General features: G+C 36.3%; 15 protein-coding genes. 13 read left to right on the top strand and 2 right to left on the bottom strand.

The features are described 5' to 3' along the window. Positions 1 to 86: 86 nt before the first annotated feature. From BBF96_RS11700 to BBF96_RS11660, 9 genes are all read left to right on the top strand, one after another. Entirely contained in the window at positions 87 to 866 is a 780-nt protein-coding gene (locus tag BBF96_RS11700) for a hypothetical protein (RefSeq protein ID WP_127017327.1), read from the top strand. A 16-nt stretch (positions 867 to 882) separates the two neighbouring features. Next, on the top strand, positions 883 to 2556 hold the full coding sequence (locus BBF96_RS11695) for a BamA/OMP85 family outer membrane protein (RefSeq protein WP_127017326.1): 1674 nt from the start codon (positions 883 to 885) through the stop codon (positions 2554 to 2556). Between the two features lie 12 nt (positions 2557 to 2568). Further along, on the top strand, positions 2569 to 3861 hold the full coding sequence (locus BBF96_RS11690; RefSeq protein ID WP_127017325.1) for a hypothetical protein: 1293 nt from the start codon (positions 2569 to 2571) through the stop codon (positions 3859 to 3861). Positions 3862 to 3912: 51 nt separating this feature from the next. Continuing rightward, positions 3913 to 4386 carry an OmpH/Skp family outer membrane protein gene (locus tag BBF96_RS11685; RefSeq protein WP_164731035.1) on the top strand — a complete coding sequence of 158 codons (474 nt, stop codon included), beginning with the start codon at positions 3913 to 3915 and terminating at the stop codon, positions 4384 to 4386. An 18-nt stretch (positions 4387 to 4404) separates the two neighbouring features. Then, positions 4405 to 5649 carry a coiled-coil domain-containing protein gene (locus BBF96_RS11680; RefSeq protein WP_164731034.1) on the top strand — a complete coding sequence of 415 codons (1245 nt, stop codon included), beginning with the start codon at positions 4405 to 4407 and terminating at the stop codon, positions 5647 to 5649. 21 nt (positions 5650 to 5670) lie between these two features. Further along, on the top strand, positions 5671 to 6132 hold the full coding sequence (locus BBF96_RS11675; RefSeq protein WP_127017322.1) for an OmpH/Skp family outer membrane protein: 462 nt from the start codon (positions 5671 to 5673) through the stop codon (positions 6130 to 6132). Between the two features lie 83 nt (positions 6133 to 6215). Next, positions 6216 to 7250, top strand: coding sequence for a UDP-3-O-(3-hydroxymyristoyl)glucosamine N-acyltransferase (gene lpxD / locus BBF96_RS11670; protein ID WP_127017321.1), 1035 nt, complete (start codon positions 6216 to 6218; stop codon positions 7248 to 7250). Positions 7251 to 7274: 24 nt separating this feature from the next. Beyond that, complete coding sequence (locus tag BBF96_RS11665) at positions 7275 to 7913, top strand: YjbH domain-containing protein (RefSeq protein ID WP_127017320.1); 639 nt, start codon at positions 7275 to 7277, stop codon at positions 7911 to 7913. Between the two features lie 40 nt (positions 7914 to 7953). Then, positions 7954 to 9066, top strand: a complete 1113-nt coding sequence (locus tag BBF96_RS11660; RefSeq protein WP_127017319.1) for an LptF/LptG family permease — start codon at positions 7954 to 7956, stop codon at positions 9064 to 9066. A 165-nt stretch (positions 9067 to 9231) separates the two neighbouring features. On the opposite strand, the gene BBF96_RS11655 is transcribed toward BBF96_RS11660, so the two are convergent. Both BBF96_RS11655 and BBF96_RS11650 read right to left on the bottom strand, forming a co-directional pair. Further along, the gene (locus BBF96_RS11655; RefSeq protein WP_127017318.1) at positions 9232 to 10011 is read right to left on the bottom strand and encodes a BsuPI-related putative proteinase inhibitor; all 780 of its coding nucleotides are present in this window, start codon (positions 10009 to 10011) and stop codon (positions 9232 to 9234) included. 92 nt (positions 10012 to 10103) lie between these two features. Continuing rightward, entirely contained in the window at positions 10104 to 11909 is a 1806-nt protein-coding gene (locus BBF96_RS11650; protein WP_127017317.1) for a S8 family peptidase, read from the bottom strand. Positions 11910 to 12311: 402 nt separating this feature from the next. Between BBF96_RS11650 and BBF96_RS11645 the strand changes: the two genes are divergently transcribed. From BBF96_RS11645 to wecB, 4 genes are all read left to right on the top strand, one after another. Then, positions 12312 to 14477 (top strand): LPS-assembly protein LptD, encoded by a 2166-nt coding sequence (locus BBF96_RS11645; RefSeq protein ID WP_127017316.1) that lies wholly within the window; start codon positions 12312 to 12314, stop codon positions 14475 to 14477. Further along, a complete protein-coding gene (gene lptC, locus BBF96_RS11640) occupies positions 14467 to 15048 on the top strand; it encodes an LPS export ABC transporter periplasmic protein LptC (protein ID WP_127017315.1) in 582 nt (193 codons plus the stop codon). The genes BBF96_RS11645 and lptC overlap by 11 nt, the downstream gene beginning before the upstream one ends. Then, positions 15032 to 15751, top strand: a complete 720-nt coding sequence (locus BBF96_RS11635; RefSeq protein ID WP_164731033.1) for an LptA/OstA family protein — start codon at positions 15032 to 15034, stop codon at positions 15749 to 15751. The genes lptC and BBF96_RS11635 overlap by 17 nt, the downstream gene beginning before the upstream one ends. 244 nt (positions 15752 to 15995) lie before the next feature. After that, positions 15996 to 17099 (top strand): non-hydrolyzing UDP-N-acetylglucosamine 2-epimerase, encoded by a 1104-nt coding sequence (wecB, locus tag BBF96_RS11630; protein WP_127018254.1) that lies wholly within the window; start codon positions 15996 to 15998, stop codon positions 17097 to 17099. Positions 17100 to 17719 lie beyond the last annotated feature (620 nt).

The following is a 17719-nucleotide window of genomic DNA, read 5'->3' as shown; positions in this document are numbered from 1 at the left end:
TCTTATTTAGCTAAAATGGGATGTCACTTTTTCTACTCGAGGTAGGATATTATTAATGTAGCTGATTATTGGGCGATGTGGGGGTGATGTATATCAGTCTTAAAGATCGAATTTTAAACCATCTCGAAAATGTTCGGGATTGGTTGGACCGGGCTGAAATGGAGTATAAAAATGACCGGATTCTGCAGGGGGAGTTAAATTTAAATCTGGCTCGCGCTGAGCTTAAAAAGGCCTTTGAGGAGAGTCGAAGACTGTACTGTGAAAAGCAGGTGGTTTATATTCCCTCTAACTATAGAGATTCTAAGAAAGGAGAAAAGAGATTTAGCTGGTTGGTTAAACATCAAATTGGATTGGTTGCTGCTATAGTACTTTTTCTTTTGGTAGGATTAACTCCCTTTTTTAATCAGAAGCTGGATACAGGGCAACCGGTGGTCTTTGAGGATATCCCTCAAAAGGTAGTCGAAACTTTAAAGGAAGAACCCCAGGTTTTTGATGAGCTTAGTGCTGGCCCGGTAGAGGTTCAATCTGTTTCAAAAAAACAGACTGAAAAGCCTGCTCAGATTAATAGGCGTGTTTATAACCAGATGCCCTTACATTTTAATATTAAAAAGATGACTTTTTATACACCGGAGGAGGTGAATGTAAAAACCATAAAGTTCAAGAGTTCTGACCTTGAATTGAAAGATCAACTAACATTGATATCCAGGGAATTAAAACCTCTAGGTAGGAGGAATATATATCTGACAGGTTATTCTAGTCAATCGCTAGCTACCGATAGGACCTATATAACTAAAGTGAATAAAGTTAATTATGATCTGGATATGTTAGTTGACCTTGCTACAAAAGTTTTATATGCTACTTATTAAAAAGGAGGAATAGGGTTTGAAGAGGAAAATTACAGGTTCATTAATTATTATTGGTATGATCTGTGTTATAATGGTAGGGACAGCCTTAGCTGAAGATGAACCTACTAATATAATTACGGCCATTGAAGTTCGGGGGAATAATGTGATCCCGACTGAGGAGATTTTGCATGTTATTCAAACTAAAGTTGGTGAAAAGATTAATCATGAGAAACTGAAAAAGGATTTACAGGCAGTTTTTGACCTTGGATATTTCTTTGATGTTCGTGTTGGGTTTGAAAACCATTTAAGTGGGATTAAACTGATTTTTGAAGTAGTGGAAAATCCGAAGATTACTGAAGTGGTTATAAAAGGAAATGAGAGAATTTCAGAAGAAAAATTGAAAGAATTAATGCAACTTAAACCCGGTCAAATGTTAAATACCAATATCTTAAATAAGGACTTAAGAACAATTGAAGCCTACTATCAAGACCAGGGCTTGATTCTGGCTTATGTTGAGGATATATCCGTAAGTAATACCGGAGTTTTGACTATTACTATCAATGAAGGTTTTTTAAAGGGAATTAAGATTTTAGGAAATGAGAAAACCAAGGATTATGTTATTCGGCGTGAACTTCACATTAAACCGGGTGAAGTTTTTGACTTAAAAAAAGTTCAGGATGACTTAAGAGAGATTTATAACCTGGGTTTCTTTAATGATGTTAAACCCCGACTTGAGAGGGCCAAAGATGGCTCTAATGAAGTAGATCTGGTGATCGAAGTTGAAGAAAAGAAAACAGGCCAATTTCAAATGGGGGCTGGCTATAGTTCAAAAGATGGTTGGTTAGGTTATATGGAAATTAAAGAAAAGAACCTTTTCGGCCGTGCCCAGAAACTCGGCTTTAAATGGGAGTTTGGTGAGGTTACTAACTATGAGTTGAGCTTTTATGACCCCTGGGCATTTGGTGAGAGATTCTCTTTTGGTATAGACCTTTATAATCGTACCAATAAAAATGTCAAAGATATAGTCAATGGAGAATATACTAAACACTCGAAAGGTGGAAGTATTCAAATTGGTAAACCAATTGCTGAAGATATCACTGCTACACTCAAATTTAAGTATGAAAATACCCTCACTAATTGGGCCAATGAGAATCTGGTTGATGAGAGTGGTGATACCCGGAGTTTAACCCTGACAACTATCCGTGATACCACTGATAATCCATTCAACCCGGGCAGTGGAGCGAAAGATATTGCTTCCATTGAATATGCGGGCCAACTGTTAGGCGGAGATTATGATTTCACCAAGTATAGATTTGAATTGCGCCGTTACTATCCGGGCTTTAAAGATGAGCATACCTGGGCTTTTCGCTTAAAAACCGGATTGGGTACGGGCGAATTACCATTCCATGAAGAGTTTAAGATTGGTGGTGCAGAAACCCTGCGCGGTTATGAGCCTAATTCTTTGAGCGGAAATCGGATGCTGTTGGCAAATGCAGAGTACCGTTTTCCGTTGGTAAAGAATTTACAGGGTGCTGTCTTTGTTGATATAGGTAATGCCTGGCAAAAAGATGACCAGATCAGGCTGGATGATCTAAAATTTTCCGGCGGTGTTGGAGTGCGGATGAATACACCTCTCGGTCAGATTCGTTTAGATTATGCTATTGGTGAGAATGGTGGTATGCCACACTTTAGTATTGGTCAGACCTTCTAGGAGGGGATGGAGATGAATAAGCGAAAGGGTTGCTTATGGTTGGTTATCGTATTTTTGATAACTACCATAAGCCCCCTGGCTTATGCAAAAGATATTCAATTAGTCAATTCTGTTGTGGTATACCTGGAATTTCCATCCGGAAATGAGCTCCATCCCAAAATTGCTAAGAGGATTAAAGAGAGTATTTTAAAAGTGGCAAACAAGGTTTTAGTTGGTCAGGAGATTATAGTGATAAAAAAGACCAGAGATGAGATTTGCCAGATAATGAAAACTGTCTTTAACCGGGTCTTAAAGGGCTACCGGGTCATAGATGTCAGTCTAATTGTCGGTGAAAAGACGATAATTTTTCTTAAATTAGAACCAACTAGTATCCTGGTAGAAAAAGTGAATTTGAATTTAAAATTGCGCGGGATCAATGATAGAATAGTCAGGGCTGTAGATAGAGAGATAGCTGCTATTGTTCAGGATGTGGAAAATTTTATGGTGGGTTTACCCATAGAGTCTTTAGTCTGGGCTTCCGATGTAATTGAACCCTTATTGCACCGCCTGATTCAGTGGCAACTACCGGGTTTTGAGTCCACTGTTAAATTGGATATTGGATCTGAGATTAAAGTAGATTTAACCCTTATTCCCAAAGGCCAACTTGTAAACGATATTCAGTTAGATTTAAAGACCGATTCTCTTCCGCAGTTGTTAGTCATTCTTTTAGAAGAGAGTATTGAAGAAAAACTGGCTGTCTTTGAGGGGATACCGGTCGAATTTTTGGAGAAATATCGGGATAGGTTAATTCAGGCCATTGAGGATGAGATTGATAAACGGGGATGGAGCAAATTTATCTATTTGAATAGTAAACCGGAAGTTAGGATTGGTTCTACTACTCATTTAACTCTAAATGTGGATTGGATTGATTATCAAATTGATTTTATCGGTGAATTGAATATTGGTATAAATGCTCCAGAACCTGCTCTTCACCTATCCCTTGGAAAAAAGGTGGGGCCGGATACTATGCTTAAATTGAGGGATCAGATTATCCTGAATAAATTGTCAGGTATCTTCAGTGTGAGGCTTGAACATTATCTGGGTGCTGGCCTTAGTACAGCAATTGAGTATCGGATTCAGGAATCCCGATGGAATGCTGCTCTGGATTGGCGTAAAGATAATTTTGGTTTTACCTTTTCTCAAAACTTACCGGGAGAGATTAAGTCTTTCAGGTTGGCTTGCAATTTTTATCCCGGACCTTATACCAGGACTTCATTAGTTTATCAGAATAATCATTTATGGTTATCGCTTCAGCAGAGATTATAGGTCTTTTAGAGCAACACTAATTAACTTTAATAGAAAGGGGTAAAATTAATGATGAAAAGAAAAATAAAACTGGCGTTATTGATAGGGTTTATTGTTGTTATTTCAGGATTAGCAATTTTTCTGGCCGGTTTTGGTAAGATTCAGGCTCAGACTGAAAAAAAACCGGTTTCTATTATCGGTTATGTTGACGTAATGGAGGTTTTTGAATCCCATCCTGAGAAAAAAGCGGCTGAGGAATTGTTAAATCAGGAAGTAATGGAATTACAGGCTCGTTTGGAAGAGGAAATCAAAGATATGACTCAGGAAGAGCGGAAAGCGACTATGGAAAAATATCAGGATCGACTGACGCAAAGGGAACAGGAGTTAATTGCTCATGTTATCGCTTCCATTGATGAGGCCATTCGAGAGGTGGCTGATGAGATGGGCGTTAAGGTTGTTCTGGATAAGAAAAACGTAATTTACGGCGGACAGGATTTAACTGAACAGGTGAAAGAGCGGATTTTGAAAAAATATAGTAACCAATAAGGAAGCAGGTGAATGATAATGAGGGTTGAAAATTTTCAGAAGTGGATATTCTACTTTTTGCTCCTGCTTCTGGTTTTAACTATTGTTGGTTATCAGTATTATATTAAGGAGAAACAGGCTGTTACCTCTGTTGATCCAGTTACTATAACAGGGGAGCCTGAAAAGATTTTAGATCCAGAGGATAAGACTTCTGTAACAAAAACCGCTGGGTCTGAAAATGAATCCCAGGAGGAGATTTTTCAGGATATTCAAATAGGCGTGGTAGATTTGAAAACCATCCGCACCCATCATCCTAAAAGTGAGATTGTCTCCCAGTTAGAAGATCAGATTCAGGGTTATTTAAATGAACTGGCTAGACAGGAAGATGAATTAAAACGGGCCAGGGAACAGATTGAAGCTCAATATTCTGATCTGGATGCCCAATTAAAAACCCAATTAGAAGGAATCAGGGAAAAATATCAAAAAAAGATTGACCAGAAAACCGAAGAATTGCAAAAGGAATTGACCACTTTTGAAGAGCAGATCTGGAATGAGGCTATGAACAAAATCCAGAAGAAAAAAGAAGATCTTCAAACCAGGGCCAAGGATATGATTTCTAAATATCATGAAAAACAGATGGAAAAATTAATGAAATTTGAAGAGGAGATTAATTCTAAGTATTTCCCAGAGATCCTCAATCTACGATTAAAACTCCAGTTGATTCAATTGACCGAAAAGGAGCTAAAAGAGTATAAGGCTAAATTGGAAAAAATTCAGTTAGAGCGAGATCAAAAGATTGAAGAAAAAAGAGTAGAACTGGAAAAAGAGTTAGACAAATTTATTGAAACTAAACAGAGTGAACTGGATCAAGAACTTCAGGAATACCAGGATCAAATTCAGAAGGAAGTAGAAAGATCTCTGAAGGAAAAACAGAATGAACTGGACAGGATTCTTCAGAATTATATTAAAGATATGGAAACTGCTATGTATAAGGAGATGCAGGATAAGCAGACCAGATTGGAAGAGCAGGTCAAAACTAGTTTAATGAAAGCCGAGGAGGAGATTCAGCAAAAGATAACGAAAAATAAAGAGCGTATTAATTCCAATATTGAAAAGACAAGAAAGGAACATGAGCAAATCCTGAAACAGATTGATGATGAGATTCGTTTTATTGTTGCTGAACTTGCTGAAGAACAGGGTATTGATATAGTTTTAACAGATATACGGGTTAATGTTCAGGCTGTTGATTTAACAGAGCAAGTTTTACAAAAATTAAACCAGTAAGATTTTTAAGGAGATGATGACATGAGATTTTCGAAGATGAAATTTTTTATAGTTTTAAGTATTCTGGTTCTGGCAGTAGCTGTTATAGCTGGTTGTACCTTTCAAGAAAGAAGAATAGGTGTAATTGATATGAACCGGGTGATTAAAGAAAGCCCCAGGGCTCAAAAATACCAGAATGAGTTGGATGAGAAGGGGGCTGAGATTCAGGAAAAGTATAAGTTTAATGAGGATATAAAGGAAGATAAAAACCTAACTGAAGAACAGAAACTTCAAAAGGAAGAAGAAAGAAGAAAAAGACAGGAAGCTGCTTTACAGGAGTTTATTAAAGTGAAAAAAGAACTAGAACAGAAATTGAATCAGGAGATTGAAGCAGCAGTCAAAGAGGTAGCTAAAGAGAAAAGACTGGATATTATTCTTTATAAACAGAGTGTCCGCTATGGTGGAGTGGATATTACTCAGGATGTGATTAACAAATTGCAGTAATAAAAATAGTAGCTTTTATGGGTAAGGAGTAGTTATTAATAATTACTCCTTACCCGATTTTTAAAACAGAGGAGGAATAGGGTGTGAAACGGTTGAAAGATTTAGCAGAAATTGTTGGTGGAAATATAATTGGTGATGGTGATATTATGATAGTAGGAGTAGGGAGTGCTAAAGAAGGTGCTTCCTATGGAACCATTACCTTTGCTGAAACAGAAGAGATACATAAAGAGGCAGAAAAGACTGAAGCAGCCGCAGTGATTGTACCTAAAACTATTACTAAATCCAGTAAAACCTTGGTTCAAGTTGATAATCCCAGATTAGCTTTTGCCCGTATAGCTCGTGAATTTATGCCAAAACCTCTTGTTACCGGCGAGATTCATCCTACCAGTGTGATTCATCCAACGGCAGTTATTGGGGAGGATGTCTCCATTCATCCATATGCGGTGATTGATGAAGGAGTCAGGATTGGACCGCGTACAGTGATTGGCCCGGGTGTTTATGTTGGAAAGGGGGTAAAAATTGGTGCAGATTGTGAGATTCATGCCAATGTGGTCATTGAATATGAAACCCGGATTGGAGATAGGGTGATCATTCACGGTGGGACCGTTCTGGGTTCAGATGGTTATGGATTTGTTACAACTAAAGAAGGACATTACAAAATTCCCCAGTTGGGTAATGTAATCATTGAAGATGATGTAGAGATTGGAGCTAATGTAACCATTGACCGGGGAGCAATTGGTTCTACCATTATTGGAAGGGGAACCAAAATTGATAATTTAGTTCACCTGGCTCATAATGTAGAAACTGGCCCTGAGTGTTTAATTGTCGCCCAGTCAGGTATAGCAGGCAGTACAAAACTGGGCAAACGGGTTACAATGGCGGGTCAATCAGGAGTTTTTGGCCATTTAAAGGTTGGTGATTATGTAACTCTGGCGGCCAGAGGTGTGATTACCAGTAATGTAGAAAGCGGTTCATTCCTCTCAGGTTTTCCGGCTATTGATCATAAGCAAAACTATAAGATTAAAGCGGCCAGCCGCAGGGTACCGGAATTACTTAAACAAATAAAAACAATGGAAAAAAGGTTAGCTGAATTGGAGAAAAAGTTGGAGGATAAATAATCTTTAAAAAGGAGGAGTTGAATAATGAAGAAACTGACTTTTATCACGACAGTTATGCTGGTTATCTTTCTTGCAATTCCTGCTCTGGCTAACTCTCTACAGGGAACAAAAGGTTTGATTTATATGCCCAGTGCCGATACTCAACTTGAAGGTAAGTATAGTCTTGGGCTTCAGATTATGGGTAATGATAATGAGAGTACTATATCTCTCAATTACGGAGTCTGGGAAAATTTTGAGGTTTACATGACTTTTAATTTTGGCTCCGGATTTGATAATTCCAATGTAAACGGCGGTATTAAAGCTCGGGTAATGTATGAAACTGAGCTACAGCCTTCTTTAGCTATCGGTATTATGGGCAAAGATTTGTTTGTAGTTGCAAGTAAGACTGTAGATTACAAAACAAATCTCCGGGGCCATATAGGGATTGGAACAGGTAGATTTGATGGACTTTATTTTGGTTTTAACAAATTATATAACCCGATAACCATTACCAGTAGTGATAATGAGTTTCTTTTACCTGTAACCAATTTTAAACTTGAGTTTTATAATAATCAGATCAACTTAGGGGCAGATTTTCACTTAAATGAGTACTTTGTTTTAAATTTAGGTGTGATCAATTTTAGAGAGTTTACCTATGGAATTGGGTATACCAGCTTATTTTAAAATTTTGTAACTGCGGTGTTGAGTCCTGGAGGGGAATTTTGTGAAAAAAAGAGGAGTTTTTTCTATTTTAAGTAAATATCTTTTTGCTGAAATGCTTCAACCTGTCCTGTTTTGTATTATGGGATTTACAGTTATGTTTATGAGCTCTCTTTTATATGAACTAACTGATATGATTATCATTAAAAAGGTTCCTGTATTAACAGTAATAAAAATTCTGCTTTATCGGCTGCCTGCTATTCTGGTCATGGCCTTTCCCATCTCAGCTTTATTTGCTACTATTTACTCATTGGGACGGTTAGCAAAGGATAATGAGATCACTATCATGCGGATCAGCGGATATGGAATACACCGGATTATCATACCCTTTTTACTACTGGGTTTGGGACTTTCTGTTGGAAGTTTTTGGATTAATGAAAAAGTTGTACCCTGGGCCAATCACCGGTCTATGAATCTGGTAAGACAGATTTATTTAAAGGATGTGACCCCCAGTATTAAAGAAAATATTTTCTTTAAAGGTCCTGAAAACCGTTATTTTTACGTCCGGAAGGTGGATCGTAAAAAAGAGGTATTGTATGATGTCATGATTTATGAGCCCCAGTTTTCGGGTAAGGAGGGGTCATTTCCAAGGGTAATTACTGCTAAAAAAGGAGTTTTCCATGAAGACGTCTGGGAGCTTAAGGATGGAGTTATACACGAATTTGATGATGAGGGATTTATTGTAAGGGAAGGCCAGTTTAGTCAGATGTCCATCCCTGTCAGTGATGGCCTGGAACATTTCTATGGTAATCAGAAGACCACCTCTGAGATGAGCCGGAGTGAATTGGAAGAAGAGATCAAACTCTTTTTAAAGAGCGGAATCAAGGTAGACTCATGGCAGGTTGATTACCATTTGAAATTGGCTTTACCATTTGCATCATTGATCTTTGTACTGGTAGGAGTGCCTTTAAGTCTTCGTAACCGCAAAGGTTGGGGGATGGGGGTTGTATTTACCCTGGTTGTAGTCTTTGCTTATTATGTAATCCAATCACTCTTCCGTTCCTTTGGTAGTAATGGCTTACTTCCGCCTTTTTGGGCTGCCTGGCTTCCTAATATTATCTTTGCGGTGTTAGGGATTATTCTGCTGCTTAGAGAAGAGTTCTTTATATTAAGATAAAAAAAACTCAGGGGGATGAAAATCCCCCTTTGATTAGCTCATCACATTCTCATATGAGGCTGTTCTTTTCAATCTCATTAAGATGGTTTAATGAAAATTGGCTCCTTGCAGTAAAATAAGGTTACAGACCAAATGTAGAATGTCCAAAGGTTATTTTGTTCATAATTAGTCTACCACAGTGAAGAAGTAGATGTCAGATTTTATCTCAGGGTTGGAGGTAAAAGTACCCTGGAGTTGATATTGGGCTGGGGTCAGAATCAGTTCACGCGGTAGAGTAATGGTATAGACTTTGGATTCATAGGGTTCAAGTTCAAAGTAAGTGATTGCTGATGTGAACATTTTATCTCTACTCCAGCGCCAGATTTCACGATCTTTATAAAAGAGATAGAGGTCATAAATCTGGCTTGAACTTAAAGGAATTCTTAATCTGGAATTACCGGTATTTTTAATGATCATGGTTACAACAATCTGTTCACCAAATTCATATCTTTCTTTATTGGTGTACAGATAAATCTTGATATCATCAGGATAACTTTTCTTTCGGATGATGAACTTAGAACTGGGTTTGCGCCATTTAAAGTCTATGTTGAGTAGGTCTTCTAGAAAAACACGGGGAACCAGGATATGACCATTAACCATTATAACCGGATCATCATAAATTTCCCGTCTCCCTTTAACTTCAGCTACGCGGCTGCCGATCTTTAATTTAAAGTCTATATTTTTCCAATATCCGTGAATTTCTTTTTCATCATAAGAGAGGGAGAAATTATAGTAGTAGGCGATTGGTTGTAGGGGTAAGTAGTTCATATCCTTATCACTATCAGGAGAAATATCGAAATCCACACCAATCTGATCTAAGTATTGATGATGATAAGCTAAAGCCAGGCTCGAAAAGATGATAGTAATGGTTAAAAAAGCAAGTAATATAATTTTATTTTTTTTCATAATTAAAGCACTCCTTTCAAAAATTTATAAAGGATTAAGCTGCAAAAAGCTAATTTCGAGCGACATAGAAATTTTTCGAATCATCTAAAATTCTAATCATAATAATATTCTAAAACTAAATCTACTCTTCTTGCTTCGCCGGGTTTAAGATCAGGTATCCATTTTTCTGCGAAGTAGTCACCATTATTAAGTGTTTTGTTTGCATCTCTATCAATCCAGGCATAAATCCAACGGTCACCGGGTTCAACTGTGGTTATTTCAAAGTAATTTTCCCAATATCCATTTATCTCTTTTGCGTAAGTATAGGTTGATTCTTCAGTATTATAAGATATTTCATCCCACCAATAATCTTTTTTTCCAACAAAGACAAAGATTCGCCCGTGCTCTATGCCTGTAACAGCCCGGTATGCATCAACCAGACCGGCGCCATCATCATAAGCTAATTTCAGGGATGTATTCCGGAGGCGCGAACGTAGTTCGGATGGTGTCAGATCTTCCTTTGCTAGAATCATGGCTGCAACTCCGGCTACATGGGCACTAGCAAGGGATGTTCCCTCAGCCCAGCCATCTCCTACCCAGATGGTATTTTCCTTTCCGATAGGGTAAAGATTATAATCTCCACCCGGTGCATAAATATCCACACCCCTATTTGTATAAGAAGCAGGTTGTAAGGAAGGGCCTACAGCACCTACAGAAAGTACCCTTGAATCGGATGCAGGGTAGGCTGGTGAACTATAACCATCATTCCCGGCAGCAGCAATGATTAGTACACCTGCCTCTTCAGCTTCTTTTATTATATCACTTACAGATTGGATATCTCCATAAGGTGTTTTTATGGCAACACTTAAATTGATTACATCAGCTATTTGAATGGCATATTCGAGACCTTCAATCAACTCCCAGGTTGTTCCCCAGGCAGTATCATTGGTGGCTGATCTTAAAATTCTAATGGGCAAAATACTTACTGAGTTACCGGTAACTGAATTTATGATATATGCCACCCGTGTACCATGGGAATTCCAGAAGACACCCGGATCATTATCATCTTCAACAAAGTCATATCCTAAATCCCAGAGAATATTGGAATCCAGATCGGGAACTCCTTTTTTGATCCCTGTATCCAATACTGCTACGATAATATCGGAACTATTGGGAACTTCTTTTAAAGCATTTTCAATGTTGATTGCCTGCAAGTTCCATTGTTGGTCATAATCGCGTTCATAGCTTAAACTGTTTATTTTAGAATTGCTTAAGGGATAGAGATAATAGTTAGGTTCTGCATATTCAACATCTGGTCTTTTTTCTAAGGCCTGAATGGTTTCTATAATATCATCTGATGTCTTTATATTGATAAATTGTCCATTTGAAGATTTTGATAAAATTTCAATTCCTATTTCGGTAGAGAGTGTTTTTACTGACTGGGTCTGGATAATGTCTTTGAACTTGACAATGATTTCTCCATCTACGTAGGCTGGCCCATCTATAGCAGGTAGTTCTATCCTTTCAGTATTCAGTGTATTAGCATAGATAGTGTCCGGATGGGGGTAGGTCACCGTTCCATAGACAAGGGCCAGGTTTCTTTCCATTTTTATAGTCCCCATTGAATAATTAGTGTTTGGACAGACTTGTACTGTCCTGGTCATTTTTCCGAAACCAAGGTGGGTTCCGTCAAAAGTGATTTCAATAAATTCAGGCTGGTCAACAAAGAGTGAGAAGCCGAATCTTCCCCAGGAATTGGTTTCTACCACTGAACCTTCATATTTAACACGTATTCCCTCAATCGGTTGATAATTCTGATCTACTACCTTACCGTCAATATATGTTATATTTGAATGGTGACAGCCGGTGAGGAATAGTATCAGAAGAATCAAACTAATTACTACCAGTTTATTATTCACAATATCACACTCCTATTAAAATAAATTTAGGGTCTGAACATTTCTCTTATTAAATATTATTGTCGATTTGTTGTAAAATTCCTGTTTAATATTACTTCTTTCTGAAGGAGTTAAGTAGTCCTATCGAGAATTTTTTTATATATGATTAAACTGCAAAAAGCTAATTTTTCGCTTCTTGAGAAATTTTTCGAATCATCTAAAGCTCGATTTCCGCTGAAATAAGGCTTCCTAATCAAAGGGCCCTCCTGGCCCTTAGAACTAGCTCATCAATCCTCAGATGAGGCCTTATTTCGTCGGAAATCTCGCTAAGATGATTTGGTGAAAAATTTCTATGTTGCTCAAAATTAGCATTTTGCAGTTTAATATCTTAAGCAAAATTTTTTGGAAAGTTGATGGGAAGTGGTGGGTAAATTGAAAAGACTAATGTTTTTTATAATTATCAATATTACTCTTTTTTGTATGATTACACCATCTCTAGCAGAGGAGAAGGTAAAGGTATTGGGTGAAAAAATAAAATATTTGATGAGTGAAGATCAATTGATTATTACCGGAGATGCTCAGATTATCACCAAAGATATTACCATTAAAGCAGATGAGATTCTGGCTACTTTCCGGGATGGTCAGGTAATAGAGTTTAAAGCATTAGGTGGAGTTACGATAATCAAAGATAAAGACACCTATTTCGGTAAAGAGTTAACCTATCATCTGAAAAGCAAGACAGGTGTTGTGTTAGAACTTCAGGGCGAAAGTAAATTAAAGGATTCAAAAGAAAAAATTTACTTATATGGTAAAGAAGCTAAATATTCTCCTGATTTAATTGAAGTTACTCCTGGGAGTCTGACTTCCTGTGAACTTGATGAACCCCATTATTTTTTCAAGGCGGGAAAAATGAAAATTTATCCCGGAGATGAGATCAAGTTATATCATGTAACTTTTTGGGAATTTAATGGGAAAATACCTCTTTTCTATTGGCCCTATTATTCCATTAGCTTAAAAGAAAAAGACCAGAGATTTACTTATAAGATGGGTTATAGCAAATTGACTGGGTGGTTTTTAAAGACGGCTTACAATTATTATAATAAGGGGACTGGACATGGAGAACTTTATCTTGATTATTATCAGAAATTGGGATTAGCTGGAGGTTTTAAACATTTTTATGTTGATGAAAAGAATAATAAAGGGTCTGTCTATCTTTATCTGCAAAGACAGGATGAGAGAAAAACCGTTCCTTACCTTGTTTTCAAACATTCGCATAACTATACCTATGAAGGCTTAAGATTTGCTACTAACACAGCTTTAAATCGCTATGGAATTCGTGATTTGATGACTAATACCAATTCTGTAAGTTATACAAAAAAGGGTAATACTTTTAGTTGGAATAGTAAATTTACAGGAAGTTATCAGGATATTAGTGAATATGGAACATATATTTTAAAAAATACCGTTAAAACTAAATTGAAAATTTCTGATATCAACGTTATGGGAGAATTAACTGATGATCGCTATTTTCATGAACCGACTGATAATTACTGGAGTGGATATTTAAAAGTATATCAGAATAAATCTTTCTTAAATTGGACATTTTTGACCAAAAAGAAAGGTAACAAAAATCCAAACCTAAATTTTTATATTTTACCTGAGTTGGAAATGAAACTGAACTTTAATGCACTACAAACTGACTTAAAACCCTTTATTTCTCCTTTTACTTATACTATTCAGGCTGGAAGATATATAGAAAATCGTTCTCAAACTGATGCTTATCGATTGGTCAATAGACTGGATTTTAGAAAAGATTTAAAATTAATTGATCCATTCATTTTAGTATTAACCGGGACAGGCATGGTTAAGCATTATTCTACCCGGGATGTGGTTTATCAATATAATCCGGCTGTAGAAATTAAGACAAGACCGATATATGGTTTTAGTACCAGTATAAAATATTCTTACCGTAATGGAGAAGGTGAGAGTCCTTTCTACTTTGACAGACAAACTAATAAACTCAGTAAACTAGTGAGTGGAAGATTAAGTTATAATAAATATGGTCTTAATATCACCACTTATACAGGATATAACCTGATTACCAAAAGGTTTAGTCTCTTAAACAATTCTTTAGGGTATAGATGGAATGAAAAGAATAGCATCCAACTTATTGTTCCATATAATATTGAACAGAAAAAGTTTTCTGATCTAACAGGAAATGTTAAAATAAATTACTCTAACTTTACTTTTAGTCTTGATACCAGAGTAAATCCTGAAGGATGGGAGTTTAAAAAATTTGAGACTGAATTAGATTGGCAGGTTAATAAAGATTGGCATATTAATCTAAATGCCTCGTTTGATCCCAAAAAAGGTTTTGACCCGGATAATCCCAAAAACAAAGGAAAAATTGAAATTATCCGTGATCTACACTGTCGGGAGATCAGTATGAGTTATGATGCTGTCAAAAAAGAGATCTGGTTTAATTATTCAATTAAAGCATTTCCAAACCAAAAGTTTAGATTGGGTTCAAATGAAGAGGAACCGGTGCTCTTTGATATAAATCTAGGAGGGATGTCAATTGGTCAATAAAATCTCCGCTATCGGCACAGTTATTTTACTAATATTATTATTTTTGCTTCCTCTGGCCTTTAAAGATCAGGAAGAGTTTATCGGTTCTGATGAATATAAAGAACAGTATGAGTTATCAGATGTTATAATTGTCGGGCACAAAGATGGAGAAAAACAATGGATGTTGAAGGTAAATTCTATTGCGGATTATGGTAAAAATAAAACAATTTTAAAAGGTTTAGACCATGGGGAACTTTATGAAGATGGCAAACCCAAATATTTTCTTTCTGCTGATGGTGGAGAATATGACCGTTTAACAGAAAATTTTACTTTAACCCATAATGTATTGGTTACAACTACTGATGGAGAATCTATAAGGACAGATGAAATGAAATATGATCACAAAAAGCGTGAATTGAGTAGTGGAGTAGTAGAGGTTAAAACAAATGATCTAATCTTGCATGCTAAAAAAATGCTGGTAGATGTGGATAATGATATTTATGATTTTTCGGGAGATGTTAAAGTAGAGTTTATTATTGAGGATGGGGATGAAAGAGATGATGGAGGTGCTAATGGTGGAAAGAAAAAATAAATTATTGAAAATAATTATTCTTTTCTGGATAGGTCTTTTGATTTTTAATGAAGCTTTATGGGTAGAAGCTGCTTCAAAGGGTCAGATTCAGGCTGAAAAAGTAAAGTATTTTAAAGATCAGGAATATTTTCTTTTTCAGGGTAATTCCAAAATTGAGTATAAAGATTATGTTATTAAGGCTGATTTGATCAAATATTATCAAAAAGAGGATAGGGCTGTCTTGAGGGGAAATGTGGTTGTCTATCAGGGGGAGACCCGACTTACCGGTCAAGAGATGATTGTTGATTTGAAAAAAGAAGAATTTATTATTGATGGTGATGTGTATATCTATTATGTCCGCGCTTCGAAAAAGAAAGATAATAAAGATAAAGAAAATGATGTAATTGAAATTCGGGCAGGTCATGTTGAGTTTCAAAGTGGTGAGAAGGATCATTTCATAGCCACCAAAAAGGTGATTATGGAAGTTGAAGATCGGACCATTAAATCTGAGTTTTTAGAATATAAGGGAGATGAAAAATTGGTTATAGCCCGTGAGAATGTAGAGGTTATCGGAAAAGATGAAGAAAAGTTGAATTGTGATGAATTTACCCTTGTCCTGGAGGGTGAAGATGAAGGTTTTGAAGCAGTTGGCCAGGTTCAGTTAGAGTTTACTATTGATAATGAGAAAGAAGATGAATCTGCTGAGTCGAATGAAGAAAATTAAGTTTAATGATTAAACTGCAAAAAGCTAATTTTTCGCTTTTTGAGAAATTTTTCGAATCATCTAAAGCTCGATTTCAGGGCAATCCATGGGTCTTCGACCCATGGATTGGTTTATCAGATACTGTGATGAGGCCTTATTTCGACTTCAATCTTGCTAAGATGGTTTAGCGAAAAAATTCTATGTCGCTCAAAATTAGCTTTTTGCAGTTTAATAAGATTTGGAGGGGACAAAATTGATAAAGGTAATGACTGTTTTTGGAACACGACCGGAAGCAATCAAGATGGCACCACTAATTAAAGAATTGGAGAAAAATGATCTGATTCAACCAATTGTCTGTGTAACTGCACAACATAGAGAGATGCTAGATATGGTATTAAATCTATTTAATATTATTCCAGATTATGATTTAAATATAATGGAGCATGGGCAGACCATTGTTGATATAACTAATAGAGTGATAAGCGGAGTGGATAAGGTTATTAAAAAAGAAAGGCCAGATATGGTATTGGTACACGGTGATACTACCACTACTTTTGCTGCAGCTTTAGCGGCTTTTTATAACAAAGTACAGGTAGGACATGTAGAAGCTGGTCTTAGAAGTGGAAATATTTACTCACCTTATCCAGAGGAGATGAACCGAAAATTAACGGGGACAATTGCAAATCTCCATTTTGCACCGACCGTGGGAAATAAAGAAAATCTTTTGCGGGAAGGAGTTGAGGAGAAAAGGATTATTGTAACGGGAAATACAGTAATTGATGCCCTTTTATATGTGGTCAAAAAAGAATATAAGTTTAATGATAAAATTTTGGATGGTATTGATTTTGAAAATAAAAAGGTGATTTTGTTAACGACCCACCGGAGAGAAAATTGGGGCCAGCCAATGGTAAATATATTTGAAGCAGTAAAAGAGATTGTTCTGCATAATCAGGATGTAGAAGTGATTTTCCCGATGCATCGTAATCCAAAGATAAGAGAACTGGCAAAGGAAAGATTGGGAAATGTAGGTCGGATATATCTAATTGAGCCTCTTGATTATGAGCCATTTGTAAATTTAATTAATAAATGCTATCTGGTCATGACTGATTCTGGAGGAATTCAGGAAGAAGCTCCATCTCTGGGGAAACCGGTCCTGGTACTGCGAACTGAGACAGAAAGACCGGAAGCTGTTAAGGCCGGTACGGTAAAAGTTGTGGGAGTAAAAAAAGAAGTTATTGTACAGATGATCAATCAATTATTGACAGATAAAGAAACTTATGAAAAAATGGCCAATGCAGTTAACCCTTATGGTGATGGTCAGGCGTCAAAGAGAATTTTAAATGCTTTGCTTAAATATTTTAGTAATTAAACTGCAAAAAGCTAATTTTTCGCTTTTTGAGAAATTTTTCGAATCATCTAAAGCTCGATTTTCGCCGAAATAAGGCTTCCTGACTCAAAGGGTCCTCCTGGCCTTTGATTAGCTCATCAATCCTCAGATGAGACCTTATTTCGACTGTAAGTAGATTTTTTTATTGGGAATTAGAGGTGATTATTTGATAATAAAAGGTATGGCTTATATATTATTTGTTTTTGTAGCATTTTTACTGGCAAGAAAAAGCTTACATAATATTACGCAGTAAGTTTTTATTAAATAAGGATCTTACATAATTCAGAAACCCATTTTATGTGTTTTACGATAATGTATAAAAGCTTTATGTTGTCATTTGCTCCATTTTTATTATACCAAAAACGAAAAGTTTCCAAAAAAATAAAAGGCAGTTTTTTAATATGCCGTTTTTGAATTATAAATAAGGGTTTAGGTTTATTTAAAAAACTTTGTTTTCAAGGGGGTTTCTAACAGTTTTAGAATTATTAGAACAATTATACCTCCGGTGATGGTGGTGTAAAGCTGAGGAAGGTGAAGCATCACTGAAACTTTTGGAGGAACATTGATTAAAAACCTTTTAAAAAGTTTTAGAAATTAAAAAA

It is taken from the genome of Anoxybacter fermentans, from assembly GCF_003991135.1.
Taxonomy (GTDB): Bacteria; Bacillota; Halanaerobiia; order DY22613; family DY22613; genus Anoxybacter; species Anoxybacter fermentans.
The sequence above is the reverse complement of the archived record's forward strand: the minus strand, read 5'-3'. Positions and strand labels throughout refer to the sequence as shown.